The sequence below is a fragment of the Salinimicrobium profundisediminis genome, from assembly GCF_026241755.1.
In the GTDB taxonomy this organism is placed as follows: Bacteria; Bacteroidota; Bacteroidia; order Flavobacteriales; family Flavobacteriaceae; genus Salinimicrobium; species Salinimicrobium profundisediminis.
In genome coordinates this window covers 95,594-121,558 of the sequence record NZ_JAPJDA010000004.1, presented here as the reverse complement: position 1 = coordinate 121,558, position 25,965 = coordinate 95,594, and the positions used below count along the sequence as shown (strand labels likewise).

At 41.2% G+C, this 25,965-nt stretch carries 26 protein-coding genes; 11 read left to right on the top strand and 15 right to left on the bottom strand.

Going from position 1 to position 25,965, the window contains the following annotated elements; translation table 11 throughout:
• Nucleotides 1–9 precede the first annotated feature (9 nt).
• The 3 genes from OQ279_RS03630 to OQ279_RS03620 all read right to left on the bottom strand — a co-directional run bounded on the left by OQ279_RS03630 (nucleotide 10) and on the right by OQ279_RS03620 (nucleotide 2,858).
• Nucleotides 10–1,269 (bottom strand): OmpP1/FadL family transporter, encoded by a 1,260-nt coding sequence (locus OQ279_RS03630; RefSeq protein ID WP_266068442.1) that lies wholly within the window; start codon nucleotides 1,267–1,269, stop codon nucleotides 10–12.
• Between the two features lie 105 nt (nucleotides 1,270–1,374).
• Nucleotides 1,375–2,142, bottom strand: a complete 768-nt coding sequence (locus tag OQ279_RS03625) for an alpha/beta fold hydrolase (RefSeq protein ID WP_266068441.1) — start codon at nucleotides 2,140–2,142, stop codon at nucleotides 1,375–1,377.
• Nucleotides 2,142–2,858, bottom strand: coding sequence for a pyridoxine 5'-phosphate synthase (locus OQ279_RS03620; protein WP_266068440.1), 717 nt, complete (start codon nucleotides 2,856–2,858; stop codon nucleotides 2,142–2,144). The genes OQ279_RS03625 and OQ279_RS03620 overlap by 1 nt, the downstream gene beginning before the upstream one ends.
• Nucleotides 2,859–2,946: 88 nt before the next feature.
• Here OQ279_RS03620 and OQ279_RS03615 point away from each other — a divergent pair, with 88 nt between their 5' ends.
• The 9 genes from OQ279_RS03615 to OQ279_RS03575 all read left to right on the top strand — a co-directional run bounded on the left by OQ279_RS03615 (nucleotide 2,947) and on the right by OQ279_RS03575 (nucleotide 11,911).
• Complete coding sequence (locus tag OQ279_RS03615) at nucleotides 2,947–3,603, top strand: CBS domain-containing protein (protein ID WP_266068439.1); 657 nt, start codon at nucleotides 2,947–2,949, stop codon at nucleotides 3,601–3,603.
• A 2-nt stretch (nucleotides 3,604–3,605) separates the two neighbouring features.
• Nucleotides 3,606–4,490, top strand: coding sequence for an NAD kinase (locus OQ279_RS03610; RefSeq protein WP_266068438.1), 885 nt, complete (start codon nucleotides 3,606–3,608; stop codon nucleotides 4,488–4,490).
• A gap of 103 nt (nucleotides 4,491–4,593) precedes the next feature.
• Nucleotides 4,594–5,310 (top strand): type IX secretion system protein PorG, encoded by a 717-nt coding sequence (gene porG / locus OQ279_RS03605; RefSeq protein WP_266068437.1) that lies wholly within the window; start codon nucleotides 4,594–4,596, stop codon nucleotides 5,308–5,310.
• A 1-nt stretch (nucleotide 5,311) separates the two neighbouring features.
• A complete protein-coding gene (gene uppS / locus OQ279_RS03600) occupies nucleotides 5,312–6,052 on the top strand; it encodes an undecaprenyl pyrophosphate synthase (protein WP_266068436.1) in 741 nt (246 codons plus the stop codon).
• Nucleotides 5,976–8,678: an outer membrane protein assembly factor BamA gene (bamA, locus tag OQ279_RS03595; protein ID WP_266068492.1), complete on the top strand. Its 2,703-nt coding sequence runs from the start codon at nucleotides 5,976–5,978 to the stop codon at nucleotides 8,676–8,678. Before uppS ends, bamA begins: the two co-directional genes overlap by 77 nt.
• Before the next feature lie 33 nt (nucleotides 8,679–8,711).
• Nucleotides 8,712–9,515: an OmpH/Skp family outer membrane protein gene (locus OQ279_RS03590; RefSeq protein WP_266068435.1), complete on the top strand. Its 804-nt coding sequence runs from the start codon at nucleotides 8,712–8,714 to the stop codon at nucleotides 9,513–9,515.
• Between the two features lie 54 nt (nucleotides 9,516–9,569).
• The gene (locus OQ279_RS03585) at nucleotides 9,570–10,079 is read left to right on the top strand and encodes an OmpH/Skp family outer membrane protein (RefSeq protein ID WP_265164746.1); all 510 of its coding nucleotides are present in this window, start codon (nucleotides 9,570–9,572) and stop codon (nucleotides 10,077–10,079) included.
• 63 nt (nucleotides 10,080–10,142) lie between these two features.
• Nucleotides 10,143–10,931 (top strand): glutamate racemase, encoded by a 789-nt coding sequence (gene murI, locus OQ279_RS03580; protein ID WP_266068434.1) that lies wholly within the window; start codon nucleotides 10,143–10,145, stop codon nucleotides 10,929–10,931.
• A gap of 71 nt (nucleotides 10,932–11,002) precedes the next feature.
• Nucleotides 11,003–11,911, top strand: coding sequence for a NifU family protein (locus OQ279_RS03575; protein ID WP_266068433.1), 909 nt, complete (start codon nucleotides 11,003–11,005; stop codon nucleotides 11,909–11,911).
• Between the two features lie 74 nt (nucleotides 11,912–11,985).
• Here OQ279_RS03575 and OQ279_RS03570 read toward each other — a convergent pair whose 3' ends face one another.
• Entirely contained in the window at nucleotides 11,986–14,280 is a 2,295-nt protein-coding gene (locus tag OQ279_RS03570) for an inorganic phosphate transporter (RefSeq protein ID WP_266068432.1), read from the bottom strand.
• 182 nt (nucleotides 14,281–14,462) lie between these two features.
• Between OQ279_RS03570 and OQ279_RS03565 the strand changes: the two genes are divergently transcribed.
• On the top strand, nucleotides 14,463–14,666 hold the full coding sequence (locus OQ279_RS03565; protein ID WP_266068431.1) for a dodecin family protein: 204 nt from the start codon (nucleotides 14,463–14,465) through the stop codon (nucleotides 14,664–14,666).
• Between the two features lie 255 nt (nucleotides 14,667–14,921).
• Nucleotides 14,922–15,770, top strand: a complete 849-nt coding sequence (locus OQ279_RS03560; protein ID WP_266068430.1) for a mechanosensitive ion channel family protein — start codon at nucleotides 14,922–14,924, stop codon at nucleotides 15,768–15,770.
• A 93-nt stretch (nucleotides 15,771–15,863) separates the two neighbouring features.
• Here the strand turns inward: OQ279_RS03560 and tsaB are convergent, their stop codons facing one another.
• The 11 genes from tsaB to OQ279_RS03505 form a co-directional block, all read right to left on the bottom strand.
• Nucleotides 15,864–16,520, bottom strand: coding sequence for a tRNA (adenosine(37)-N6)-threonylcarbamoyltransferase complex dimerization subunit type 1 TsaB (gene tsaB / locus OQ279_RS03555; RefSeq protein ID WP_266068429.1), 657 nt, complete (start codon nucleotides 16,518–16,520; stop codon nucleotides 15,864–15,866).
• A 17-nt stretch (nucleotides 16,521–16,537) separates the two neighbouring features.
• Nucleotides 16,538–17,797 carry an efflux RND transporter periplasmic adaptor subunit gene (locus OQ279_RS03550; RefSeq protein ID WP_266068428.1) on the bottom strand — a complete coding sequence of 420 codons (1,260 nt, stop codon included), beginning with the start codon at nucleotides 17,795–17,797 and terminating at the stop codon, nucleotides 16,538–16,540.
• A 3-nt stretch (nucleotides 17,798–17,800) separates the two neighbouring features.
• Entirely contained in the window at nucleotides 17,801–19,237 is a 1,437-nt protein-coding gene (locus OQ279_RS03545) for a TolC family protein (protein WP_266068427.1), read from the bottom strand.
• 59 nt (nucleotides 19,238–19,296) lie between these two features.
• A complete protein-coding gene (locus OQ279_RS03540) occupies nucleotides 19,297–20,418 on the bottom strand; it encodes an efflux RND transporter periplasmic adaptor subunit (RefSeq protein ID WP_266068426.1) in 1,122 nt (373 codons plus the stop codon).
• 22 nt (nucleotides 20,419–20,440) lie between these two features.
• Entirely contained in the window at nucleotides 20,441–21,703 is a 1,263-nt protein-coding gene (locus OQ279_RS03535) for an ABC transporter permease (RefSeq protein WP_266068424.1), read from the bottom strand.
• A gap of 2 nt (nucleotides 21,704–21,705) precedes the next feature.
• On the bottom strand, nucleotides 21,706–22,950 hold the full coding sequence (locus OQ279_RS03530) for an ABC transporter permease (RefSeq protein WP_266068422.1): 1,245 nt from the start codon (nucleotides 22,948–22,950) through the stop codon (nucleotides 21,706–21,708).
• The gene (locus tag OQ279_RS03525; protein WP_266068421.1) at nucleotides 22,943–23,644 is read right to left on the bottom strand and encodes an ABC transporter ATP-binding protein; all 702 of its coding nucleotides are present in this window, start codon (nucleotides 23,642–23,644) and stop codon (nucleotides 22,943–22,945) included. The genes OQ279_RS03530 and OQ279_RS03525 overlap by 8 nt, the downstream gene beginning before the upstream one ends.
• A gap of 114 nt (nucleotides 23,645–23,758) precedes the next feature.
• Nucleotides 23,759–23,986, bottom strand: coding sequence for a CAMCR motif-containing small membrane protein (locus tag OQ279_RS03520; RefSeq protein WP_266068420.1), 228 nt, complete (start codon nucleotides 23,984–23,986; stop codon nucleotides 23,759–23,761).
• A gap of 4 nt (nucleotides 23,987–23,990) precedes the next feature.
• Nucleotides 23,991–24,524, bottom strand: a complete 534-nt coding sequence (locus tag OQ279_RS03515; RefSeq protein WP_266068419.1) for a DUF420 domain-containing protein — start codon at nucleotides 24,522–24,524, stop codon at nucleotides 23,991–23,993.
• Entirely contained in the window at nucleotides 24,514–25,251 is a 738-nt protein-coding gene (locus tag OQ279_RS03510; RefSeq protein ID WP_266068418.1) for an SCO family protein, read from the bottom strand. The genes OQ279_RS03515 and OQ279_RS03510 overlap by 11 nt, the downstream gene beginning before the upstream one ends.
• On the bottom strand, nucleotides 25,251–25,904 hold the full coding sequence (locus OQ279_RS03505) for a hypothetical protein (protein WP_266068417.1): 654 nt from the start codon (nucleotides 25,902–25,904) through the stop codon (nucleotides 25,251–25,253). The genes OQ279_RS03510 and OQ279_RS03505 overlap by 1 nt, the downstream gene beginning before the upstream one ends.
• Nucleotides 25,905–25,965: the final 61 nt, after the last annotated feature.

The window sequence follows — 25,965 nt, the reverse complement described above, 5'->3', positions numbered from 1 at the left end:
ATTCTTTTATTACATTTTATAAGTTACTCCAATCCCTGGAATAAAGGCTACAGATTTATAAGTACCTCCAAATGGGACACCCTCATAATCGGGGAAATCTTGTGGGTTTGGATTATAGACCGCATCAACTTCATCAAATCTTATATAAGCGAAAGATGCATCTATAGCCAGTCTTGAAGTAACATCAAGTGAAAGACCTGCTGTAAAACCCATGGAATCATTACGGGGAGTTTCGGGAGCAAAATAACCTTCCTGAACTGGAGATTCATCAAAGTAATAACCTGCACGCAGGGTCAACTTATCTGTAGCTTCGTACTGCGCTCCAAATCTCCATGTGTTTGAATCTTCATAAGCACGTGGATTCTCTGATACCCCAAGGGCAGGATTTGCAAATTCAATATCCAGAGATTCATAAACACCCCAGAAAGTCCTGTTATAATCGAAAGCAAGTAACCATTTTTCGTTAAGTTGATAAGACAGCCCTACTGTAAGCTCTGCTGGCAATGGCAACTGCGCATCAAAAGTAGTATCGCTAAAAGGTGCTAAAGGAGTATTGGGAATATTTTCAAAATCGGCATCCCCGTCTTCAGCATTCATAATGATTTCTGAACGGTAATTGATTCCTATTCTGAAATCTTCGGTTGCTGTGAAAAGAGCACTGGCAGACCATCCCCATTCGTTAACTCCTGAAGCATCAATGGTTACATTTGACCTGTTACCATCAATATCGGTAAGAGTTCTACTCAGGTTTCGGTTAAAGTTCACTGAACCGGTAACAAAGATTGGACCTCCCCCAACACTTAAGAAATCGGCAACTTTATAAGAAATAAGCGGCTGGATGTAAATTGCCTGCAGCTCAATATTGTTCACCAGGTGAGAACCTGCCCAGTCATCTTCCCATTTCACGGTACTTCCATAAGGAGTGTATACACTTAGGCCCACCGCAAGATTTTCATTCAGTTTATAAGAAGCATTGAAGTAAAACGGTGTTCCGGCAGGGTTATCGGTACGCGCACTCTCTCCTGTGTCTTCGTTTTGCCATGCAACTTCAGAAAAAACCGCACTCACCCCTGCAGAAACAGTTAGTCGGTTTTCAAGATAAACCAGTCCCGCAGGGTTAAAGAATCCCAACTCGGCACTGTTAACAACGGCAACTCCCGTGTGTCCCATGGCCAGCGCTCGCTGCCCCTGCACCCCAACACGGTAACCTCCGGCATAAGTTATAGCACCTGCAAGCGCAAATACCATTGACAATAATACTTTTCTCATAATAATGTGTGTAGATTAATAAAGGATCAATGCTCAAAAATAGCATAAATTGCATATAAGGCAAGAAAAACCTCAATTTATTACGCGTGCATAATAAATTAGCTTCTAAATTGAGAGAAATTTCATGACCTGCTCATAAAATTCTTTCTTATTCTCAGCGTGCACCCAGTGTCCTGCGCGTGAAATTACCGAGAGCGTAGCATTGGGAAAATGCTTTTTTATGAGCCCCTCGTCTTCTGAAGTAATATAATTTGATCTCTCCCCTTTAATAAACAGGGTGGGTTTTGTAAAAGTATAATCGTTGGGCAGGCTTTGCCCCAGCTCTTCAATTTCTTTTGTAAGCACCTCCAGATTAAGCCTTAAGCCAAGTCTTTCTTTTTGCTTCCAGTACAGGTTTTTCAGCAAAAACATTCTTACGGCCTTTTCAGGCACGTGTTTGGCAAGCACCTCATCTGCATCTCCCCGTGAGTTGAGTGTGGCATCGTCTACAGCTTTTAACCCCTCCAGGATTTGCTGATGGTGAGGCGCATAATATTTTGGCGCTATGTCTACCACCACCAACTTATCAATGAGGTGCGGAAAAAGCGCCGCAGCTGTCATGGCCGATTTCCCCCCCATAGAATGTCCTATTAAAATGACATTTTTGAGGCTGTAGTTTTCAATGTATTCTTTGACGTCTTTAGCCAGTTCGGTATAATTAAAAACCTCACTGTGGGGGCTACGACCGTGGTTTCTTTGATCAATGAGATGAACCTGGAAACCTGCCTCCGAAAATTCATTCCCAAGGGTCTTCCAGTTATCGCTCATGCCCAAAAATCCGTGAAGGATCAATATGGGTTGCCCCTCTCCCAGAATTGTAGAATGTAGTTTCATTAGCTTCTTAACAAACTTAAATATTGATTAATAACATACTCCATTCCCTGGTACAGAGATTCGGCTATCAAAGCGTGACCTATAGACACCTCCAGCAGCCCCGGAACATTCTTCTGAAAGTATTCAACATTACTCAGAGAAAGATCATGCCCTGCATTTATCCCCAGGCCGAGATCTATGGCCGTTTCGGCACACAATTTATAAGGCTTTACCCCGTCTTTATTGCCTTTAGCGAACTGCCTTGCATATTCTTCAGTGTAAAGTTCAATGCGATCGGTACCAGTTTCTACAGCGCCTTTCACCATCTCTGGGTCGGGGTCTACAAAAATGGACGTGCGAATGCCGTTACTTTTAAATTCTGAAATGATCTCCTTTAAATAATCGCGATGTTTTATGGTATCCCAACCTGCATTTGAAGTTATGGCTTCTTCGGCATCTGGAACAAGGGTAACCTGCTCGGGCTTCACTTTTAGCACAAGATCCATAAACTTCTGAACGGGATTTCCTTCAATATTAAATTCCGTAGAAACCACCGACTTAAGATCAAACACGTCCTGGTATCTTATATGGCGCTCATCGGGCCGTGGATGTACGGTGATTCCCTGTCCTCCAAACCGCTGGACATCTTTTGCCACCTGTACAAGGTTAGGAACATCTCCTCCCCGACTGTTTCGAAGAGTTGCAATCTTATTTATATTAACGCTTAATTTTGTCATTTTTGGCACCTGTTTTCAACAAAAATACAAAGTTGAATAAGCAAAGAAATACTTTATTTTGATTAATTTGCAGAAAAAGCCCCGGGTAATGAACATTCAGCCATATATTCTTAATGAAATTAAAATTCCGCAGTTTCACACCCCAATATCTGAGGTGCTGAAAATTTTTGATGTATCCGCCTACTCTCATTTACCCGTATTGCAGGGAGATATCTATATGGGCAGCATTCCCGTAGCCGACGCCAGGATCTTTGAACCACAGCAACCAGTTGAAGAAGTTCAATATGCCCTGGAAGGATTTTTTGTTAGAGATACAGACAACTGGATAGATGTGTTGCACAATTTTTCAAAAAATGACGCCAACTTAATGCCTGTTTTAGATGAGAACAACCAGTTTTTAGGATATCTCGAACTTCAGGACATCATGAATTTATTCACAGAATCTCCTTTTCTGAACAATCCCGGTAGCATAATAGTGGTTGAAAAAGGTATTAAAGACTACTCCTTTAGTGAAATATGTCAAATTGTAGAATCAAATGGCACCCATGTGTTAGGAGCATTTGTTTCGGGTACAGAAAATGACCGTACTCAAATTACGCTTAAAACTGGAAGCGTCCCTTTAAATGCCATTTTTCAAACCTTTAGAAGATATGGCTATGAGGTAATTTCTCAACATCCCGAAGATTCTTTTTCTTCTAACCTGCAGGACCGTTCGCGTTATCTGGATAAATATTTAAATATCTAGAGATGAAGGCTGCAATATATGGACAATTCTATCACGCTAATTCGGGCATTTACATTGAAGAACTTCTCAATGTACTTGATTCTGAAAATATTGAAGTTGCAATAGAAGAAAACTTCCTGAGGCTTATTGATGAAAACAATGAGATAAAGAAGAATTTTCAGCATTTTAAAACCTTTAAAGCGCTGGATAATTCGTACGATATCTTTATAAGTGTGGGTGGAGACGGCACGATACTTCAATCTATCAATTTTGTACGGGATCTTGATATCCCTATTATGGGCATCAACACCGGAAGGCTTGGATTTTTGGCTACTGTTCACAAAGAAGAAATTCGCACAACCATCTCCAGACTAATTAAAGAGGAATATAAAATTTCGCAACGCTCCCTGCTGTGTATCATCACCGATCCTGAAGTGGAAGAACTGCGAGGGAATAATTTTGCGCTCAACGAAATAGCCGTTAGCCGGAAGAACAGTACATCTATGATCACGATAGATACCTGGCTTGATGATGAACCCCTTACTGCCTACTGGGCCGACGGATTGATAGTTTCTACCCCCACCGGCTCTACCGGCTACTCCCTGAGTTGTGGCGGCCCGGTGATTACCCCAGCCACAAAAGCACTGGTGATCACCCCTATTGCCCCACATAACCTAAATGCCCGCCCGCTGGTGATAAAAGACAATACCAGGATAACCCTGAGAGTTTCGGGACGGGCCGATGATTACCTGGTCTCAATGGATTCAAGATTAGCTACCTTAAAAAACAACACTACAGTTACCATAAAAAAAGCCCCCTTTAAGATCAAGATAGTCGAATTTACCAGTGACACCTTCTTAAAAACCCTTCGGAAAAAACTACTTTGGGGAGAAGATAAGCGTAATTAAAAACAATAAAACCTACTTTAAACTGTTATTGCTAAGGCACAAACCCATACCTGTTATTTGTGGGGCAAACAATATTGTTATATTTGCAGACTTTTGAAGACCTATGAGGTATCTTATTGTAATGGTTTTGATTGGGCTTTTCGGCATCCAAACATATTCCCAAAATTTTGAAGTGGGCCCTTTTATAGGAGGCGCAAATTATATTGGGGACGTGGGTAATACTACCTATATCAATCCTAATGCCCCGGTTTTTGGAGGGCTTGTAAAATGGAACCGCAGCGACCGGCACTCTTTTAGGTTTTCTTTACTTTATGCCCAGCTCGAAGCCGATGACGCCCTGTCTAATGAAGGCCGCCGAAATGACAGAGGCTATTCTTTTTCCAATAATATTGCCGAAGCCTCGTTGGGAATTGAATTTACTTTCTGGAATTGGGACCTGCATTCTAATACATACCAATCAACTCCTTATCTTTACACCGGCATTAGCTACTATTTTGCCAAACATTTTATGCTAAAGAACGAAGCATATACAAACCCGGCACTAAATGAGCTGCAGGAAGCAGGAAATAACTGGGAGTTCTCCCTGCCTATTGTGATGGGGTACAAACAAACGCTTACCAATTTTCTTTCTGCGGGAATAGAAATAGGCGCCCGCTACACATTCACCGATAACCTGGACGGCAGCCAACCATCTGAAGTAGAAAGCGATTATCGGCTGTACGATTTTGGAAACCGAAACACCACCGACTGGTATGTGTTTACGGGCATCTACTTCACATTTAATTTCGGAAGAGGGTCGGGTTGCTTCAACAAATATTAATATGAACTTTAAAGAAAATATTGATCCTTCAAAATTACCCCAACACATTGCCATTATTATGGATGGCAACGGCAGGTGGGCAAAAAAGCAGGGGTTAATGCGTGTTAAGGGTCATGAAAAAGGTACCAAGGCCGTTAGGGAAGTAGTGGAAGGCTGTGCCGAAATTGGCGTAAAAAACCTCACCCTGTATGCTTTTTCTACTGAAAACTGGAACAGGCCAAAAATTGAAGTAGATACGCTTATGAAGCTGCTGGTCTCCTCTCTTAAGAAAGAGATTAAGACACTTCAGGACAACGACATCTCCCTCAACGCCATAGGCTGCCTTGACAATTTACCCACTAAAGCCCATAGAGAGCTACAGGAGGTCATTGAAAAAACATCAGGTAACAAGAAAATGATCCTCACGCTGGCCCTTAGTTATGGTTCGCGGGAAGAGCTTACCTCTATGGTGAAAGAAATTTCCGAAAAAGTATCTGCAGGCGAGATTTTCTCTAAAGATATTGATGAATCGGTTATAAATAAGCATCTTTACACCCGCAACCTTCCAGATGTTGATCTGGTAATAAGAACAAGCGGAGAACAACGCATAAGCAATTTCCTTTTGTGGCAAATCGCTTATGCCGAATTATATTTTTCAGAAATACTTTGGCCAGATTACAGGAGAGATGACCTGTTTGAAGCCATTTATAATTATCAAAATAGAGAACGAAGATTTGGAAAAACAAGTGAGCAACTTAGTTAGTGCCTTAAAAACAAAATCTACATTAGCACTTTTGGCCCTTGGCCTCTTATTTAATTTTACTTCAGCAGCACAGGATCTGCCACTTGCAAACGGCCAGGAGTACACAATAGGTGAGATAGAAGTTACAGGGAATGTATCCTTTAACGAACAGACCATTATTGCATATACCGGACTCAAAAAAGGTGAAAAGATATTTATTCCCGGAGACCGTATTAGTAAAGTCCTTAAAAAATTATGGGATGTTGGATCCTTCAGCGATGTTAATATCTATGTGACCAATATTGACGGCAACGTTGCCGACCTTGAACTGGAAATCCAGGAAGTACCTGCCCTTGCCAATGTGAGGATTCAGGGTATTAAGAAAAAGAAACAGGAAGAGTTTATAAAAGAAAATAAGCTTAATAAAGGCACCAAGGTTACAGAAAACCTTTTGACCACCACCAAGAACTACATTCAAAACACTTTTAAAGAGGAAGGATTCCTCAATACAAAAGTAGTTATGAACACAGTTCCCGTAGAAGACACACTTAACCGCAATACCGTAAACCTGGTTGTTAATGTTGACAAGGGAGAAAGAGTAAAAATTGAAGACATAGAAATTTCCGGAAATGAAGCTTTTTCTGATGCCCGCCTTAAACGCGCTATGAAGAAAACCAAGGAGCAAAAATTCCTTAGGTTCTGGAAACGCTCAAAATTTATTCCGGAAGAATATGAAGCCGACAAGCAGAAAATATTGAGCATCTATAAAGAAAGAGGTTACCGCGATGCGCGAATTGTTTCTGATAGTTTAATTCACGTAGATGAGAACGACGTTACACTAAACATTAACCTTGAAGAAGGAAACCGTTACTACTTTGGTGATATTGAATTTGTTGGGAATTCAGTTTACAGTGATCAGGAATTGCGAAGAAGGCTTGGAATAAGCAAGGGAGATGTATACAACGGTGTTCTTCTTGAAAAGCAGATTGCCGATAACACAAAACCTGACGCAAACGACCTTACCAACCTGTATCAAAATAACGGGTACCTGTTCTCAAATATTAACCCGGTAGAAGTTAGAGTTTACAACGACACTATAGATTTTGAGATAAGAATTAGAGAAGGTAAAGTCGCCTACTTTGATGAAATTACCGTAATTGGAAATGATAAGACAAAAGATCACGTAATCTATAGAGAGATGCGAACCAAACCCGGCCACAAGTACAGCAAAGAAGCTGTTGTAAGAACAGTGCGGGAACTTGGACAGCTAGGATTCTTTGATGCTGAAAATCTTACCCCCGATTTTAAAGAGGTAGACCAGAACAGCGGAACTGTAGACCTTGAGTATTCTGTTGTGGAAGCAGGAGCCAGCCAGATAGAACTACAGGGAGGATATGGTGGCGGAGGCTTTGTAGGAACCCTTGGGCTCTCTTTCAACAACTTTTCCCTAAGCGGACTTTTTGATAAAGATGCCTACAAACCATTACCTATGGGAGATGGACAAACACTTTCTCTACGTGCACAGGCCAGTACATATTATCAAACCTACAGCCTTTCTTTCTCTGAACCATGGTGGGGCGGAAAGAAACCCGTAAGGCTTTCTACTTCCCTGCAGCACACTGAACAGTATTTTTACGACTACAGAAACCGTGAAGCCGATAAAGACAGAAAGTTCTCTATTTCAGGGATCACTTTAGGTCTTGCAAGAAGGCTAACTGTACCCGATGACTTTTTTGTACTTTCTACTGCAGTTGCTTTTCAACACTACAACCTGAGCAACTACAACACAGGGCTCTTTACTTTTGGAGATGGTTATTCCAATAACTTCTCCCTCACCCTTGGCCTTACAAGAGACAACACCTTCAGCAACCCTATTTTCCCTATGGGAGGCTCAAAATTTGAAATTATAGCCAAGCTTACTCCTCCTTATTCTTTGTTTAACGACATTGATTATGCAAATCTTGGAGATCAAAAAGAATATCAGCTTCAAAATGAAAACGGAGTCCTTATAAACAGGCAGGGAAGACCATTAAGAGACGGAGAAGATCCTGTACCAGATCAGGGAAAAATAGACCAGGAGAAATATAAATGGTTAGAATTTTACAAGATCAAATTCAACGGTACATGGTATACCAACATCTATGAAAAATTAGTTTTAAGAACCCACGCCGAATACGGTTTCCTTGGAGCTTACAATAATGACCGTGGTATTCCACCTTTTGAAAGGTTCTACCTTGGTGGAGATGGAATGGGCACCTATAGTATGGATGGCCGTGAAGCCATTGCACTTAGAGGATATCCTAACCAGTCTCTCATCCCGGTTGACCGCGGCGTAATGAGCAGCGCTACAGATAATGACGGGGCAACTATTTACAACAAATATTCCCTTGAATTAAGATACCCAATTACATTAAAACCAACAGCGTCCATTTATGGGCTTACCTTCCTGGAAGCCGGAGCATCTTTTGATGATTTCAAAGATTACAACCCTTTCCAGATCAATCGTTCGGCAGGTGCAGGGATCAGGATATTCATGCCGGCCTTCGGATTGTTAGGAATAGACTTTGGATATGGCTTTGACCCACTTCCGGGAGAGACCCAGGCTAACGGTTGGGAGACCCACTTTATAATTGGACAGCAGTTTTAATTTGGCACGGTATTTTCTATATACCCCTTGATTATGAAAAAATCCATTCTTATAACACTAACTTTTTTACTCGTTTCGGGTTTTGTTGTGCAGGCACAGCAAACAGTGAGAATTGGTTATGTAGATATGGAATACATCCTTCAAAACGTTCCCGAATACCAGGAAGCCTCTGCCCAACTTGAAAAGAAAGTACAGCAGTGGAAGACCGAGATCGAGACCGAGTTGCAAAGGGTTGACAAGATGAAACAGGATCTCGCTAATGAAAGGCCACTTTTGACCAATGAGTTGATCAAAGACCGTGAAGACGAGATAAAGTTTGAAGAGAAAAAAATTCTGGATTATCAACAAAAGAGATTTGGCCCCAATGGAGATTTTATTACTCAAAAACTCCAACTGGTAAAGCCGGTACAGGACCAGGTTTTTGTAGCAGTACAGGAAATTGCCAAGAACCGGAATTATGATCTTATCTTTGATAAATCGGCAGATGTAGTTACTCTTTTTGCTGCAGACCGGCTTGATGTGAGTGACCAGGTATTAAGAAGTATTACCAGGGCCTCTAACAGAAAAGAACTGGAAACACGACAGGAGAAAAGAGAACTAATAAGACAGGAGGCAAAGACTGTTGAAGAAGACGCAGTGCTTTCAGAAAGAGAGCAATTGCAACAGGAGAGAAAGCAGGAAAGAGAAGCACTTCTTGAAAAGAGACGACAAGAAAGAGATTCTATTCGCAATGCCAAAAAGGAAGAAGCCGAAAGACGCAGGGAGGCCATTCTCAAAGAACGTCAAAGGAAAAAAGATTCTATAGCAAAAGCGAGAGAAGAAATCAGGAACAACTAGTAAGCCAATAATAGTACAACAAATAATTCAACAATTAAATAATCAATTTTAAACATGAAACAATTCAAGACCCTTCTAATAGCTGTAGCTTTAATCTTTGGAGCAACTTCTTTTGCAAACGCACAATCAAAAGTGGCGCATATCGCTTCACAAGAATTGATTGAACAGATGCCAGGTTATAAAGCTGCAATGAACCAATTGGAAAAACTTCAGAAAACTTACGATACTCAAATTAAAGAGATGGTTACTGAAGCCCAAGGCACAATGAAAAGATATGAATCTGAAGCTCAAACAAAGACAGATGAAGAAAACCAAAAAAGAGCTTTAGAACTTCAACAAACACAAAGATCTATTGGTGAGTACCGTCAAACTGCCGAGCAGGATCTTCGTCAAAAAGAAGTAGAGCTTCTTAAGCCTGTATTTGAAAAAGCACGTACTACAATTCAAAAAGTAGCCCGCGCTAAAGGATATGATTATGTATTAGACTCTACTACCGGAACAGGTCTTCTTATGGCTGATGGTTATGATCTAATGCCTGATGTTAAGAAAGAACTTGGGATTTAATTTCCGCCAAAATATTTTCTAAAAACTGCGCATCATTGATGCGCAGTTTTTATTTTTACAGGAATGAGCAAAGACAAACCAGTAGGTATATTTGATTCGGGTGTGGGCGGCACCTCCATCTGGAAAGAGATCCATCACCTGCTCCCCCTGGAACACACCATTTATTTAGCCGACAGTTTTAATGCTCCTTACGGAGAAAAATCTTCTGAAGAAATTGTAAGGCTAAGCATTAAGAATACCGAAAAGCTGCTCGAAATGGGAGCGAAAATAATTGTAGTGGCCTGTAACACGGCTACCACAAATGCCATCACCCATTTAAGAACATCATATAACATTCCGTTCATTGGGATTGAACCCGCAATAAAGCCAGCTGCCTTGCAAACCCGCGCCAAATGCATTGGTATTCTCGCCACAAAAGGCACCCTCTCCAGCAACCTTTTTGCCAGGGCATCAGATCTTTATTCAAAAGACAACAAGATTGTTGAAGTGGTGGGAAAAGGCCTGGTAGAAAAAATAGAACAGGGACAAAAAGATGCCCGTGTGGTTCATGATATGCTTACAGAGCTCCTCGAACCCATGATACAAGCCGGCATAGATTATTTGGTGCTGGGCTGTAGCCATTACCCTTATTTAATTCCCACCCTCAAAAAAATACTCCCTCCGCACGTGCAGATCATAGATTCGGGGATGGCCGTTGCCAAACAAACCCGGGTTGTTCTTCAAAGCCTTGATCTGCTCACTAGCGAACAACAGCAAATTCCGGAATTTTTCACCAATGGAGACCCAGAAATTCTAGCTGAAATTATTCCCGCGCCTTTAAATTCTTTCAAAGTCAATTACCTCGATTTTTAAAAGCACATTGAATCGTTCTAAATAAGCGATGTAAAACGGGCAGAAAATTGTAATTTTGCAAAAATTTCGACATGAAAAACATCACCATAGATATTCAGCCTACCACCAGGCCAACAATAGTCAAGTTTGAGGCAAATGTATTTTTGACCAAACATGAGAACTTCGAATTCAATAATATTGAAGAGGCCGGGCGCTCTCCTTTAGCCCAGCAGCTATTCCATCTTCCTTTCGTAAAAAAGGTATACATAGCTCAAAATTTTGTAGCTATTGAAAAGTACAACATTGTACACTGGAAAGATGTGCAACAGGAAATCTCTGAACAAATTGAAACCTACCTCAACAATGGCGGGACTGCAGTAACCCCTCCACAAGAGGAAATTAAAAAAGTACCCGTCACTATATACGCCGAAAGCACGCCTAACCCTACGGTTATGAAGTTTGTTTCAAATAAGAAACTGGTGCTTCAGAGTGTGGAGTTCAAAAACATAGACGAGGCCAAAAATGCTCCTTTAGCAAAGGCTTTATTCCACTTTCCTTTCGTTAAAGAAGTTTTTATTGATGAGAACTACCTCTCCATCATGAAATATGATATTGCTGAATGGGAAGAGATCACACAGGAACTCAGGGAATACATGAGAGAGTACCTGGAACAGGGAAAAGAAGTATTGATTGAGGACAGCGAACAACCTTCTGCAGTTAAATCTGAAGGAAAAGCCCCTATAAAAAAGGTTGAACTCGATGATACTTCAAAAGAAATTGTTGCTATTCTGGATGAGTACATCAAGCCGGCTGTAGCCAGTGACGGTGGTAATATTCTATTTGATAGTTACGACGAACAGCAGAAACTTGTAAAAGTGATCCTTCAGGGAGCCTGTAGCGGTTGCCCCTCTTCTACAATGACTCTTAAGAACGGTATTGAGACAATGCTAAAAGACATTCTACAGGGCAGGGTAGATCGTGTGGAAGCCATTAATGGATAATTAGAAAATATCAGGAAGCGCAAACTTCCTGCATTATATTAACAGGACTAAAGGACACTCAAAAATGGTGTTTTTTAGTCCTGTTCTTTTTGTGGCAGACCGGTGGAGAACATGGTCGCTTCCACAGCAATATTGAATTCGCGGTAAAGCTCCAGCAAGTTCATTGTTGAAGTAATGAGGTCACGTGTTTCAAGCAATAATCCGAAGTAAAGTTCAGAATTTCTCGGGCTGCTTTCAGTAGTCCTTATCCTTTTGATCTGTTTCTCGATAAGTTCTCCAACATCGCTAAGCAAAGCCTGTTTACCTGCCAGCACCACATCAATACGAGCAAAATCACGATGTGCAAAAATGTCTTCAATCTCGTCAAATAAAGCCTGCATCTTATCGTCTACCCTTTTGAGATCCCGAATTTGATTAAACTTGAGATTCTTGTGGTTGTTATTCACATGGTTGTAACTGTTCCTGGTGATGTAGCCAATAGACTGCACGATATCCTGCAGATAATCGAGAATAAGGATATAAAAGCGGTTTGAATCAAGAGAAGTTTCCTCAATACTTTTGATGAAATAGAAAACATTCCGTTTGAGTTCGTCAATTTCGGATTCCAGTTTCTTAATAGACTTTTTATTCTTTTTAAGCTTGCTCTTATCGTAGTAACCAAGGTTCTTGACCGTCTTTGAGAACATTTGATTTACACCACATACAATACTGGAAATGTTTTTAGAGCTCTCTACCACAATATCATTAATGGTGCTGATATCATTTCTTCTGAAAGGCTTTTTCCGCTTTTTCTCCTTCTCCTTTCGGGCGTGAAGCACAAAGCTGCGGGCAATACTGAAGATGGCCAGAATAATAAGAATGGTAATGGCTATAATCCCTCCGAAGTAAATAATAGCGGCAAAAATAGCGGCAGCCGAAAAAGCCACTAGTGCGGTTACAAACCAGCCACCAACAACATTCACTACGCCGGCTACGCGATATACAGCACTTTCCCTATCCCAGGCCCGGTCGGCCAGCGAAGTCCCCATAGCTACCATGAAGGTCACATAGGTAGTGGAAAGTGGCAGTTTAAGACTCGTTCCTATGGAGATCAAAATACTCGCCACCACAAGATTTACCGAGGCACGTACCAGGTCAAATGCCGGTGTTTCTTCAGAATCACGTGTAAAGGCACCGGGTTTCTGAAATTTTTCATCAATTTTTTGACTTACGGCTTTCGGGGTAATAGCTCCAATCGCATTGCCGAGTAATACTGAATACCGAACAATTGCGCGGGAAAGAAAATTAGGATCAAATCTTTCGGTCACTTCACCCTGTCGGGAGAGGTTAACTCCTGTTTCAACAACATTACGGGCTTTGCGGGAAAACCATAGAGTAATAACCATCACCCCTCCCGCCCCGAGCAAGAGAAAAGCAGGGGTTGAGACCTCCCCCTGTAAATCACTCATTAAAAACTGCGACGGCAAAGTGCCTGAGGCAGCATACGCGGCCTGCCACAATTCAAAAGACTGCCAGGCCGCGATGGGCACCCCTATAAAATTCACCAGATCATTCCCGGCAAAAGCCAGGGCAAGAGAAAAGGTTCCAATAAGGATGATGAACTTTAAAATATGAGTTTTGAACAAACTCATTAAAAGCTGTGATATCAAAGTGAATATCACCAGCCCTGCTCCCAGAATAACCAGCGTATTATTGTCAAGATAGCTCAGAAAATCCTGTGAAATAAACGTCACAGATTTTAAACCCTTCAGTAAAATGAAGTAGAGGATGGCAGTAAGCGATACCCCTCCAAAAATGGCACCTGCGTACTTAATTTTTTTTTCGAATTGAAAAGAAAAAATTAAGCGCGAAAGATATTGCACTATAGCCCCTATGAGAAAAGCAATGACCACCGCCATAAGAATGCCCATGATAATCTCGGTCGCTTTAGAGGTATTTATGTAGCTGAAAATCTCACCGTAATTTCCGGAACCGTTATAGATCTTGATCACTGCCACACTTACTGCAGCACCCAAAAGTTCGAACACTATAGATACTGTAGTGGAGGTAGGTAACCCAAGGGAATTGAAAAAATCGAGCAGTAGCACATCGGTGATCATTACTGCCATAAAAATGATCATGATCTCTTCGAAATAGAACTGCCCGGGCATGAAGATACCCTTACGCGCTACCTCCATTATCCCGCTTGAAAAAATAGCCCCCACTCCAACGCCCACACTTGCCACGATAAGAATGGTTTTCATGGGAAATGCCCGTGATCCAATAGCCGAACTTAAGAAGTTAATTGCATCGTTACTCACTCCAACAACCAGGTCGGTCACTGCAAGGGCAAATAAGGCGACCAGCATTACGATATAAATATCTTCCATTCTAAGAAAAGCAGGTTTAGCTACTGCAAAATAGGGATAATTTAAATAAAGATCTTATTCGCTTCTGCTTAATCCCAAACGTCACAAGGTTTAACAATTCCTTACTAAAAGCTCCCTGAAGTTTTTGTATATTAATAATCAACAGTTTAAAATAAATTATTAACCAATAAAAAGAAAAAATTATGGCGGTAATGAAAGTAATTGAAATTATGGCAAACTCTGAAAAGAGTTGGGAAGAAGCTGTAAAAAATGCAGTTAAAACTGCATCAAAATCTGTAAAGAATATAAAATCTGTTTACGTAAAAGAACAAAACGCCAATGTTAAAGGTGATAGTATTACAGACTACCGGGTGATAGTGAAGATCACTTTTGAAGTAGAGGCCTAAGAAAGGTCTGGTTTAATTAGTTAACTGAAGCTGTCTTAAAAGTAAAAATGTCATTCTGAAGTTATTTCAGAATCTTATACCTCTGATTTTTTTCAGAAGTCATAGAACCTAAATGAATAGGTAGACAAAAAAAGGATTTTAAGACAGCTTCTTTGTTTAAGATGACCTGGAGCGATTTTCTTTGCAGTATTTTAACATTCCCTATACGCAATAAAATGGCTGATTCTTTCACCTTTGCAGCAAATAGTTTTTTAAATGGAAGAAATTACCAATCTTAAGAGCATATCTAAAGAATACCTTGAAAAATTTATTGCTTTTTTACCCGATTTACTCGGTGCCTTACTCTGGCTCGTTATTGGGTGGTGGCTTATAAAAATAGTTATTCGCTACCTAAAAAGAATTTTTCAGAAAAGCAATCACGATCCTGCACTTGTAAAATTCCTGCTCAACCTTGCCAATGGTATACTACTGGTTCTTTTATTAATAAGTGTGGTAGGAATGCTAGGCATAGAAACCACCTCATTTATTGCCATTTTAGGGGCCGCAGGTTTGGCTATAGGTCTTGCACTGCAGGGATCACTTTCAAATTTCGCAGGTGGAGTTTTGATACTATTGTTAAAGCCCTTCAGGTTGGGCGACTGGATTGAAGTCAACGGCATTTCTGGAAGTGTAAAGGATATTTCCATGTTCTACACAAAGCTCAACACCTTTGGCAATCAACTGGCTATTATTCCCAATGGGGAACTTTCTAATGAGAATATCATTAACTATTCGGCCGAAGATAAAAGAAGGGACACTATTACTATAGGCATCTCCTACGACAGCAACATAAAACTGGCCAAAGATGTTCTCATGGACTTACTTAAAGAACAGGAAGACATTCTTGAAGATCCTGCCCCGGCAGTAGTAGTGACCGAGCTAGCCGACAGTGCTGTAAATCTTTCGGTGAGGTTCTGGGCCAAAAATGACGTTTTTTGGGACCGTCACTGGTATACTATTGAAGAGGCAAAAACACGACTTGAAGCGGCAGGAATCTCCATACCATTCCCACAGCGCGATGTGCATTTTTTCAACCACAGTAAGGAAGAGCAGAGTAGTTTATAGGAGAGACTTGCGGTCCTTAAGTTTATGGTTTGTAGTTTAGAATTTTTTTTCTTTAAACTACAAACCATAAACCTTCAACAGTAAATTTTGAACCTATCCTGCCATGAAGTCTTTGAGATAGTACGGCTCAAAGTAAGCTACATCTTCAAACTTTTGTTTCTGAAATTTTTCTGAAGCAAGTGATACCATCTTTGAAGCTGATGGTAATTTACCTTTAATAAAAGTAGCATTGGGATGTTCACAAATCTTGCTGAATTTTTCGACTCCACTTCCTATAAAAGTAACAGCAGCATTCTCCAGGTACTTCGAAAAAGAATCGGGAGCAAGGATCTGTGCGCGGGTGTCAAAAACTTTTCGGTAATCGGCGGTAAACCCGGCGGTATAGACTTCCATTCTTCGGGCGTCTAAAAGGGGAATAATGAAGCCGTCTTTTTCCTGTTTTACCTGCAAAGCCAAGGACCTTAGGGTAGGAATAGAGATCAACGGCAGCTCCAGGGCAAAGCAGAGCCCTTTAGCGGCCGAAACTCCAATTCTAAGGCCCGTATAGGAACCCGGACCTTTACTTACGGCAATGGCATCCAGATCGCGCGCGCCTACCTCATTTTCCCGAAGAATCTCTTCGATAAAAAGGTGTAACCTTTCGGCATGCGAATAATTATTGCTGTAATCTTCTTTCAAAGCCAGCAACTTCCCTTTATTTTCCAGCGCTACCGAACAATTTGTGGTAGCTGTTTCAATACATAGAATCACGGCCGAAAGGTAAGAAATTATTCTTTTTCCCCCTTCACTTCTACCTTATCTCCGGGTTTAAGAATTTTGGTCACGGTGTTATAAGGTCCTGTAATAACCATTTCCCCGGTTTCAAGACCTTCTTTGATCTCAATCCTGGAATCATCCTGTATTCCTGTTTCTACAACGCGCACCTTCGCCTCATCACCTTCTTTAACGTACACTGTTTCAAAAAGCTCTTCTAAAACCTTTTCTTCACTGTTGTTGCGGCTGCCTGCACTGGTATCGGCTTTTACAACTACTGCACTTATGGGCACAGCAATAACATCATCGCGTCTATTGGTAATAATATCTACCGTGGCGGTCATTCCGGGTCTAAAAGGGGAAAAATTCTCGGGTTTTCCTTCAAGCAAATGGTCATAAGATTCTTTTACAATCCGCACCTTTACCTTAAAGTTGGTCACCTGGTCGGCAGTTGCTGTAGCATTGGCCGAATTTGAAATTTCAGTCACCACACCTTTGAATTCCTGTTTGAGATATGCGTCTACCTCAACTATAGTAGAGTCACCAATAGAAACTTTTACAATATCGTTCTCATTCACATCTACTTCCACTTCCATGTCGCTAAGATCGGCCACTCTCAATATTTCGGTCCCTGCCATTTGCTGGGTACCTACAACTCTTTCCCCCAGCTCGGCATCAAGAGATGAAATAGTTCCGCTCATAGGAGCATAAATATTGGTTCGCCCCAGGTTTTCAACAGCCTCGTTCACGCTGGCTTCAGCACTACGCACACTGTAAAAAGCAGCCTGCCTGTTGGCCTGGGCTACTTCATAAGCCGAAACAATCCTGTCCCATTCTGCTTTGGAGATTATTCCTTTCTCAAACAGACTTTGATTTCGCTGGTAATTAGATTCCGCTTCTTTTAAAGAAGCTTCTGCCTGTGACAGGCTTGATCTTACATTTTGAAGTCCGGCGCGCACCCGTTCAAGGTTAGACTGGTATATTTCAGGATTTACCCGCACCAGCAAATCTCCTTTTTCTACCTGCTGCCCTTCTACTACCGGAAGTTCAATGATCTCTCCTGAAACTTCCGAAGAAAGTTTGACCTCAACCTCGGGCTGGATCTTACCTGTGGCCGAAACTTTTTCAATAACATCAAACCTCTGCACCTCGGTAACCTCAACTTCTTTGAAATTTCCCGACTTGCCAAACCAACCTGCTTTTTTACCTACTACGAGCAGAACAATTACAACTACGGCAATTCCAACAATAATATAAATAGTCTTCTTCTTCATTATTTAGAATTTAAGGTCTGTGATGGGCACTCCAAAATATAGTTCCAGCACTTTTAATTTAAAAATATAATCGTATTTGGTCCTTACTACTTCGCTTTCGGCATTTTCAAGATTGAATTTTGCCTGACTAAAGTCAAAAGCGTTGGTCATCCCAACATTGTAGCGTTCTGTAGCATACTCGTAAGCCAGCTGCTGTGCCTCCCGGGCCACCAGTGCAGCTTCGTAAGCTTTTAAAGCACCACGGGCATCGGTATAGGCCTGGTAAACGTTTGCTTCCAGGTCGAGTTTAGTCTGCTCCATCTGGTATTCAGCCCTCAGCACGTTCACTTCACTTCTTTTGACCTGGTTACGGGTAGAAAACCCGTTAAATAACGGCACATTGAGCTGTACCCCATAAGAGATTCCATCATTCAACTGTAGCTGTTCAAAAAATGGGAGCGGGTTTCCTAATTCACTCACCATGTTTGGCGCCACAACAATTTCTTCAGTACTCTCTACAAAACCTATTTGACGATAGGGCTCATCGGGATCGAGACCTGCAGAAACAAACCTCCCGGCACCCGACTCACGGGTATTATAGTTAAAAAAAGCATTTAGCGTAGGCCAGTAGGCCCCACGAGCTATTTCAACCTCTTTTTTTGCGAGTTCGGTGTTCATCTCGGCCACTTTTACTTCATAACGCTCTTCTTCGGCAGCTTCAATGACTTCAGACACCGGAACATCCAGTATCTCATTTCCAAAGACATCATAATCCCTTTCGGCGATATCAAAGTTCTCGTAATCTTTTATAAGCAGGGTTTGGGCGAGAGCGATCAAGGAGATTTCTATTTGGTTTTCTGCAACAATCATTCGCTGTACCTCACTGGCAGAAGTTGCTTTAATCTCAAGTAAGTCCCCCCGTGGTAAAGAACCTGCCTCTACCAGTGCTTCAGCTCTCTCAAGCTGCTCAAGGGTAATTTGGTGCTGAGACTGGATCACTTTTAGATTTTCTTTGTTGAAAAGCACCTGTAAGTAAGCATTGGCCACAAACAAAGCAATATCATCTTTCATTTGCTCCAGGGAATATTCACTGGCCAGTTTTGCCATTTTAGCGTACTGGTACTGCTTAAAATTCCTAAGACCGTCAAACAAGGTCAATCCCGCTGTTACTCCTGCGGAAAAGTTTCGGGTAGTTTGCGTCTGAAGAATTCCGGTTGTTACATTTTGGGTAAGACCTGTATTCCAGGAATTGGAAGCCGACCCATTAACTGAAGGCAGAAAATTTCCGAAGGCATCAGAAATCTGAATATCGGCCAGATCGACATCAAGCTGAGACTGTTTAACGCTTATATTATTCTCAAGTGCGTACTCTATACATTCCTGAAGTGTCCATTCCTTTTGTTGTGAAAAACCAAAAAAGGAAGAAGAAAGGAAAACTGCAGTCAATAAAAATCTTTTCATAATTGTAGTTGTAAAATGTAAGTCTTGTAAGAACCGTTTTTGTTACAGCAGCAAACAATCTATTGCACTTGTGCAGTAGGATTAACCGGTTTTAGCTGGTTCCAAACTTTAATTTTGTCGTTTTCGGTAATGCCGTCTTTAATTTCTACAAAGATGCCGTCACTCACTCCCAACTCCACATCCCTGCGTTCAAATTGCTGGTCTCCGGTAGCTACTTCAACAAAAGGCTCTTGTGTTTTAGGATCAAATTGTATCAACGCCTCCCTTAAAGCCAGCACATTTTCAGCTTTCGCCAGGATAATGGAAGCATTTGCACTTAAGCCAGCTCTAATAAAAGTAGTATCGGCTTTATCAAGGGTTCCTTCGATATCAAACTGAATAGCCCCGTTTTCTTCCACTCCTTTTGGTGCAATATAGTCGAGCACTGCTTTGAAGGTTTTATCTTCAATGGCACCAACCGTTACTTCAAGCGGAAGATCTTCTTTTATTTTCCCAACTTCACTCTCATCAACCTTTCCTTCAAAGATCATTTTATTCACATCGGCAAGAACAGCTATAGTAGTACCGTCATTGAAATTATTACTTTCAATCACCTGGTTCCCCACTTTCACAGGAACGTCTAACACCATTCCTTCTACTGTAGAACGAATCAGGGTATTTGCAGCAGTACCCAAACCGCTTGTTGTTCCCGTACGCACAATCTCATAGTTTTGTTGTGCAGATTTATAATTCTGTTCTGCCCTTCTAAACGCTACCTGGGCATCATCAAATTCATTAGCCGAAATTACTCCCTTTTCAAAAAGTGATTCCTGACGTTCAAAATTCCTTTTTTCATTATCAAAGTTGATCTTTGCCGTTTGCACTGCATCTTTAGCATTCTGCAGAGATGAAACATTAGGGATTACACGTATTTTCGCAATTTGATCACCGGCCTGTATACGATCACCGGCTTCAATAAAGATCTCTTCAATAATCCCTGAAATATTGGGTTTAATCAAAACCTCTTCTTTGGGTACAATATTCCCTGTAGCCACTGTCTTTTTCACAATAGTTTTTTCTGAAGCCTGTTCGGTCTCATAAACAGTTGGGTCTTCCTGATTTTTGGCATACAGGTAATATAGCGCTCCGGTAAATGCTACTGCGATTACCACCAGGACCAGGATCGTTACAATTCTTTTCATTCTGTTTCTATTTATTTTTAATCTATTCTGTTCTTAAAGCATCTACGGGTTTGATCTTGATAGCGTTTTGCGCAGGGATCAAACCGGCCAGTAGACCTGATATTATTAATATAGCGAGAGCTGTTATCACTACGCCAAGGTTTACACTGGGATTGAGGAACATCATTTCTGAAGTATCCATACCACTTAAAGCCTTGTTCACAAGTGCTATTACTCCTGTTGCCAATACAATTCCTGCCATACCTGAGATAATGGTTAGAAAAATGGACTCCATGAGAATTTGCCCTCTTATTGCCCAGGGTGTTGCACCCAGTGCCCGCCTTACACCAATTTCGTTTGTTCGTTCTTTAACTACAATAAGCATGATATTGCTTATCCCGATAATCCCCGAAAGCAGTACCAGAATTCCGACGAAATACGCAACCCCTTTTAAAGCGACAAACAATCCGTTGATCTTATTAAACTCTTCAAAAAGGTCAAAATTCCCTACTGCCCTGTCATCTTCTGGATGTATAGAGTGCCTGGTCTTGATCACCTCTATCACATCACCTTTAAGATTTGTAATAGATGATCCGTCTTGTGCGGTAATTGCCATCCACCCCACATTGTTCCCCATGTTGAAGGCCTGAGAAAAAGCAGTAAAAGGAACGTAGATCTGTTTTTGATTCTCTTCGGCATTACCATTATTGCCTTTCTTCTTATAGGTGCCAATCACCATAAAGTTCACCCCACTAACCTTGATGTATGATCCGAGTACCTCTTCTCCCGGTTCATACAGGGTAGTGCGCACTCCCTCTCCTATCACCGCCACTTTCCGCTTATCATTGATATCGGAATAATTAATGAACCTGCCTGAAGTAATATCCATAGGTTCCTGCTGAATAATTTCAGGATAATCTCCGTAAACATTAAATGCTCCGGTGTTTAATCCCCTGGTCACGTTGTTTCCCCCACCAAAGCCACCGAGCTGGTTACGGGGAGAAACAAATCTCATATTTGGCACTTCCCGTTTAATGGCAGCTACATCATCTATCTTGAAGTTATATCTTCTTCCTTTAGGCAGGCCTTTATAAGGCTTTGAAGTTACCTGGGTCCACATGAACATAGAATTGGTTGCCATTCCTCCAAACCCCTGCTTCACGCCATTCTCCAAACCTTTACCGGCAGCAAGCAGTATAACGAGAATAAAAATTCCCCACAATACCCCAAAAGCGGTAAGTACGGTTCTAAACCAGTTAGCACTTAAAGCTTCCAGTATCTCATCCCAATTATCTCTACTAAACATGCTTACTCATCTCTTAATGCTACAATAGGTTTAATTTTCGCTGCCCTGTAAGCAGGGAAAAAGCCGGCCAATGCTCCGGCAACTATAAGAATAACCACTGTAGTAAGTGCAATTCCAAAATCTACCGACGGGTTCGATATAAAGTTTGTCTCTATAAGCGGCCCAACCAGTTCGAGCAATGCTAAACTTCCAATAAGCCCTACCAGCCCTGCAATGGCAGTTACAAAAATAGATTCATGCAAGATCATTCCGACTATAGAAAGCGGTTCTGCTCCCAAAGCCTTTCTTACACCTATTTCGCGGGTGCGTTCCTTTACAATAATGAGCATGATATTACTTACCCCCACAATTCCTGCGATAATGGTACAAATACCCACACCCCAAAAGAAAAATTTAATCATATTGATGAGGTCGTAGAAGCGCTTCATGTTCTCGAGAGAATTATTGATGCTCACAGCCCTGTCATCTTCGGGCGCGATGCTGTGCTGCTCTTTCAGGAATTGTTCTAATTCTGAAGTAAATTTGTTGGAGGCGGCAAGAGCTGCTTCAAAATTATCCTCTTGTTCGAGGGTAAAGGCCATGTTGTTAATGTAATTTTGCCCGTTGAAGACACGTTGGCCCGTAGACAAAGGCACATATACCCGACTCTCTTCACGCTCTCCCCCTGGATCTGTGAACACTCCTATTACTTTAAAATTTATGCCTGAAATCTCGAGGTATCTGCCAATAGGATCTACCTCTTTAAAAAGGTCATTACTCACCCTGTTTCCAATCACCACCACCTTTTCATAATTGTCATGATCGGAATAATTGATGTAACGCCCTTTGGTCATACTGCTCTTCTCAAGAAACTGGTAGTCGGGCAGCACTCCTTCAACTCTATAAGAACCCGATTCTTTCTTGTAGGTCACCACACCATTCCAAATCCTGTACACAGAAGATTTGAATTCCAGTTCATTCTCATACTTCTGGGCCGTGGTTTGAAAATCTGTATTCTTCAGCCGAATATTGCGCCCGGGATTAAGCCCTTTATACTCCACAGAAGTAGTACCCGTCCATATATACAGGATATTGGAGGCATCCCGTTCAAATTCAGAAGAAATACCATTTTTCATTCCCTCTCCCAAACCTAATAATATAACGAGGATAAAAATACCCGAGGCTACCGAGAGGCCTGTGAGAAAAGTTCGCAGTTTGTTCTTGCGAATTGTATCAAATATTTCTTCCCAACGTTCAAGATCAAACATGCTGCAGTGCTTTTACCTGATCTATTTTTTTATCATCTATGATCAAACCGTCTTTAAGGTTGACGATTCGTTTTGTCATTTCGGCGATATCATGTTCGTGGGTAACAATGAGAATAGTACGCCCCTCTTCATTGATCTTCTGAATAAGATCCATCACCTCATAAGAGGTTTTGGTATCAAGCGCACCGGTAGGCTCATCGGCCAGTAACACTTTTGGATCACTTGCCAGTGCCCTGGCTATTGCGACTCGTTGTTTTTGTCCTCCCGATAATTCATTCGGAAGATGTTGTGCCCAGGGGGTAAGCCCTACTTTATCGAGATAAGCCATTGCCTTCTCTATTCGCTCTTTGCGTTTCATGCCCTGGTAATATAGAGGCAGGGCCACATTATCTAATGCAGTTTTATAATTGATAAGGTTAAAAGACTGAAAAATAAAGCCGAGAAATTTATTACGGTACCGGGCTGCAATTTTTTCATTAAGATTTTTAATTGGAACCCCATCAAGCTTGTAAGTACCGCTATCGGCCTCATCAAGCATTCCAAGAATGTTGAGCAGGGTAGATTTGCCCGAGCCAGAAGAGCCCATAATAGACACCAGCTCTCCTTCAGCAACATTAAAATTTATCCCCTTAAGTACGTGCAGGGAATTGCTTCCTGTTTTATAGGATTTGTGCAAATCTTTGATTTCAATCATACCGGGTGTAATTCAAATTACTATGAAGGCGCACCCATTAGACTGGTAAAAACAGTAAATGTTACATTTTCTGAAAAAAGATTTAAGAAAATGCCATTTTTAAGAGGGAAGAAATTATTCTTCTACATGCTTTTTTCTCCTGGACTTCCAAATGAAGTAGGCCACTCCAGCCATTAACAAATAAGGAAAGATCATGAGATATACAATCCCGTCGTTAATCCCTTCAGCAGTAGATTGGCCCTGTTCGGTTTCAAGTACTGCACGGCACATAGCACACTGCGCCTCAACGTCAACCGAAAGGAAAAGAATAAAAACAGCAGTAATAAAAATTCTAACTTTCATAACTTTAGTAATAAGGAGCCATGAATAAATACACCAGTACCCCTGTCACCGCAACATAAAGCCATATTGGATAGGTGTAACGGGCAATCTTACGATGTTTTTCTACCTCTCCTGTAAGGCCACGGTACATTGTGAACAGAACAAGAGGGACAATAATTGCCGAAAGCAGGATGTGCGTGATAAGAATAAAGAAATAAATATATTTAAGTATTCCTTCCCCTCCATAAGGCACGGGTTCATTACTTATTTTCGAAATCACGTAACTCACTAAAAACACAGCCGAAAGAAAAAAGGCAGAGATCATAAGATTTCTGTGCCATATCAGTTCCTTCTTTTTCATGGCGTAATAACCTGTTATAAGAAACAAAGCAGTGAAGAAATTAAGCACGGCGTGAAAGAGTGGGAAGTTCTTAAAGCTTCCGCCCAAAACATCATACCGCTCTGGCAAATACATCAAGATGAGTACCGCAACCGGCACTAAGATGGAAACCACCACTATGGTAGGCACCATTACTTTATCTGTACTTCTATTTACCATCAATAAGTCTTTTAGCGTCAGCAATAAGTATATCAATTTGAGGCTCTTCTTCTCCCGGCTCCACAACTGCATTGCGGGGCACAGAACCCCTGTAATAAATAATTGGGTTTCCAAAAGAGTCTTTTCGGGACCTTATATAACCCTCACGATCTACCAGGGCAAAATAACCTGAATGCGCAAAACCACCTGCTGCATTTTCATCTTCACCGGCATAAATATTAAATCCGGAATTAGCAAGACCATAAATATCTTCCTGCTCTCCTGTCATTAAATGCCAGTTTGGATGGGTGATATTGTTATTTGCCGCATATTCTTTGAGAACCTGGGGCGTATCATGGCGGGTGTCTATACTAAAAGAAGCAATCCCAAAATCTTCATTAGAAGCAAACACATCCTGCACCTCTACCAGATTGTCTTTCATAATAGGACAAATAGTGGGGCAGGTAGAAAAGAAAAATTCAGCGATATAAACCTTACCTTCATAATCTTTATTGGTGATGGTATCTCCATGTTGATCTATGAATTCGAAAGGCGGAACTCTCTTCCTTTCTTCATTCACCATAATATAATCAAGATCAACGTTGGCAGCAGCCCGTTCTTCCCGACCGTCAGACCTGTTTGAAGAAACTGTTTCCTCTTCGTTCACCCTGTCAATTATTTCGGGAACCACAATGATCCCAAAAATAACGATTACCAGGAATAGCCCTATGTATGAGTAATTTTTCATTAATCTTCAGTATTCTCTTTATTGTACTTTTTAAGCTCTAGGCGATATTCAGCCAAAATAACCTTTACATCGTCGGTCATTTTATTGTTGAGAACATAGATGGAGCCGGTATCGTAGCCAAAAAGCTCACTACCATCATCATCTTTATCCCTGCCACGTAATTTTCCTTCTTTATCAATAATAAAGACATTTGGTGTAGAGAGGTCGCCATTTAGTTCAAGGTTGGTATTTAAACTATCAAACAGGGCGTTGATCTCTTCGGAAGAAGCAGTCACAAATTTCCACTTTTTGAGATCTATAACTTTTGAGATTTTTTGTTTGAGCTCTTCTACCTGCGCCTCACTTCCTTCAGGAACTACCGAAACAAACTGAAAGTCATTAAATTCGGCATAAGGATCATAGATCTTTTCGGCCAGGTGATAGGCGTTGTTCATATAATCTATGGGCTCAACCCCGGGAAAACCAAGAATAGTGATCTTGTTATCAAAGCTCACTTCCTCTTCATCACCTTCAAGGCTTCTAAAGGATTCGAGCTGATAAATTTCCTGGGTAAGGACGGGCAGACGGGCAAAGTTATTGACTCCTGAAGCGAAGAACAGGTAAGCCCCAAGGGGAAGTGCAAAAAGCACAAAAATGACAAAGAATTTTTTCATATTATCTTTCCGGAAGATGTGCACAAAAATAAAAAAAGGCGGTTTTAAAACCGCCTTTCCT

Excerpts from the sequence above, each read along its gene's own strand:
- OQ279_RS03630 (WP_266068442.1), bottom strand. The coding sequence starts at position 1,269 with ATGAGAAAAGTATTATTGTCAATGGTATTTGCGCTTGCAGGTGCTATA.
- OQ279_RS03625 (WP_266068441.1), bottom strand. The coding sequence starts at position 2,142 with ATGAAACTACATTCTACAATTCTGGGAGAGGGGCAACCCATATTGATC.
- OQ279_RS03620 (WP_266068440.1), bottom strand. The coding sequence starts at position 2,858 with ATGACAAAATTAAGCGTTAATATAAATAAGATTGCAACTCTTCGAAAC.
- OQ279_RS03615 (WP_266068439.1), top strand. The coding sequence starts at position 2,947 with ATGAACATTCAGCCATATATTCTTAATGAAATTAAAATTCCGCAGTTT.
- OQ279_RS03610 (WP_266068438.1), top strand. The coding sequence starts at position 3,606 with ATGAAGGCTGCAATATATGGACAATTCTATCACGCTAATTCGGGCATT.
- porG (WP_266068437.1), top strand. The coding sequence starts at position 4,594 with ATGAGGTATCTTATTGTAATGGTTTTGATTGGGCTTTTCGGCATCCAA.
- uppS (WP_266068436.1), top strand. The coding sequence starts at position 5,312 with ATGAACTTTAAAGAAAATATTGATCCTTCAAAATTACCCCAACACATT.
- bamA (WP_266068492.1), top strand. The coding sequence starts at position 5,976 with ATGACCTGTTTGAAGCCATTTATAATTATCAAAATAGAGAACGAAGAT.
- OQ279_RS03590 (WP_266068435.1), top strand. The coding sequence starts at position 8,712 with ATGAAAAAATCCATTCTTATAACACTAACTTTTTTACTCGTTTCGGGT.
- OQ279_RS03585 (WP_265164746.1), top strand. The coding sequence starts at position 9,570 with ATGAAACAATTCAAGACCCTTCTAATAGCTGTAGCTTTAATCTTTGGA.
- murI (WP_266068434.1), top strand. The coding sequence starts at position 10,143 with ATGAGCAAAGACAAACCAGTAGGTATATTTGATTCGGGTGTGGGCGGC.
- OQ279_RS03575 (WP_266068433.1), top strand. The coding sequence starts at position 11,003 with ATGAAAAACATCACCATAGATATTCAGCCTACCACCAGGCCAACAATA.
- OQ279_RS03570 (WP_266068432.1), bottom strand. The coding sequence starts at position 14,280 with ATGGAAGATATTTATATCGTAATGCTGGTCGCCTTATTTGCCCTTGCA.
- OQ279_RS03565 (WP_266068431.1), top strand. The coding sequence starts at position 14,463 with ATGGCGGTAATGAAAGTAATTGAAATTATGGCAAACTCTGAAAAGAGT.
- OQ279_RS03560 (WP_266068430.1), top strand. The coding sequence starts at position 14,922 with ATGGAAGAAATTACCAATCTTAAGAGCATATCTAAAGAATACCTTGAA.
- OQ279_RS03550 (WP_266068428.1), bottom strand. The coding sequence starts at position 17,797 with ATGAAGAAGAAGACTATTTATATTATTGTTGGAATTGCCGTAGTTGTA.
- OQ279_RS03545 (WP_266068427.1), bottom strand. The coding sequence starts at position 19,237 with ATGAAAAGATTTTTATTGACTGCAGTTTTCCTTTCTTCTTCCTTTTTT.
- OQ279_RS03540 (WP_266068426.1), bottom strand. The coding sequence starts at position 20,418 with ATGAAAAGAATTGTAACGATCCTGGTCCTGGTGGTAATCGCAGTAGCA.
- OQ279_RS03535 (WP_266068424.1), bottom strand. The coding sequence starts at position 21,703 with ATGTTTAGTAGAGATAATTGGGATGAGATACTGGAAGCTTTAAGTGCT.
- OQ279_RS03530 (WP_266068422.1), bottom strand. The coding sequence starts at position 22,950 with ATGTTTGATCTTGAACGTTGGGAAGAAATATTTGATACAATTCGCAAG.
- OQ279_RS03525 (WP_266068421.1), bottom strand. The coding sequence starts at position 23,644 with ATGATTGAAATCAAAGATTTGCACAAATCCTATAAAACAGGAAGCAAT.
- OQ279_RS03520 (WP_266068420.1), bottom strand. The coding sequence starts at position 23,986 with ATGAAAGTTAGAATTTTTATTACTGCTGTTTTTATTCTTTTCCTTTCG.
- OQ279_RS03515 (WP_266068419.1), bottom strand. The coding sequence starts at position 24,524 with ATGGTAAATAGAAGTACAGATAAAGTAATGGTGCCTACCATAGTGGTG.
- OQ279_RS03510 (WP_266068418.1), bottom strand. The coding sequence starts at position 25,251 with ATGAAAAATTACTCATACATAGGGCTATTCCTGGTAATCGTTATTTTT.
- OQ279_RS03505 (WP_266068417.1), bottom strand. The coding sequence starts at position 25,904 with ATGAAAAAATTCTTTGTCATTTTTGTGCTTTTTGCACTTCCCCTTGGG.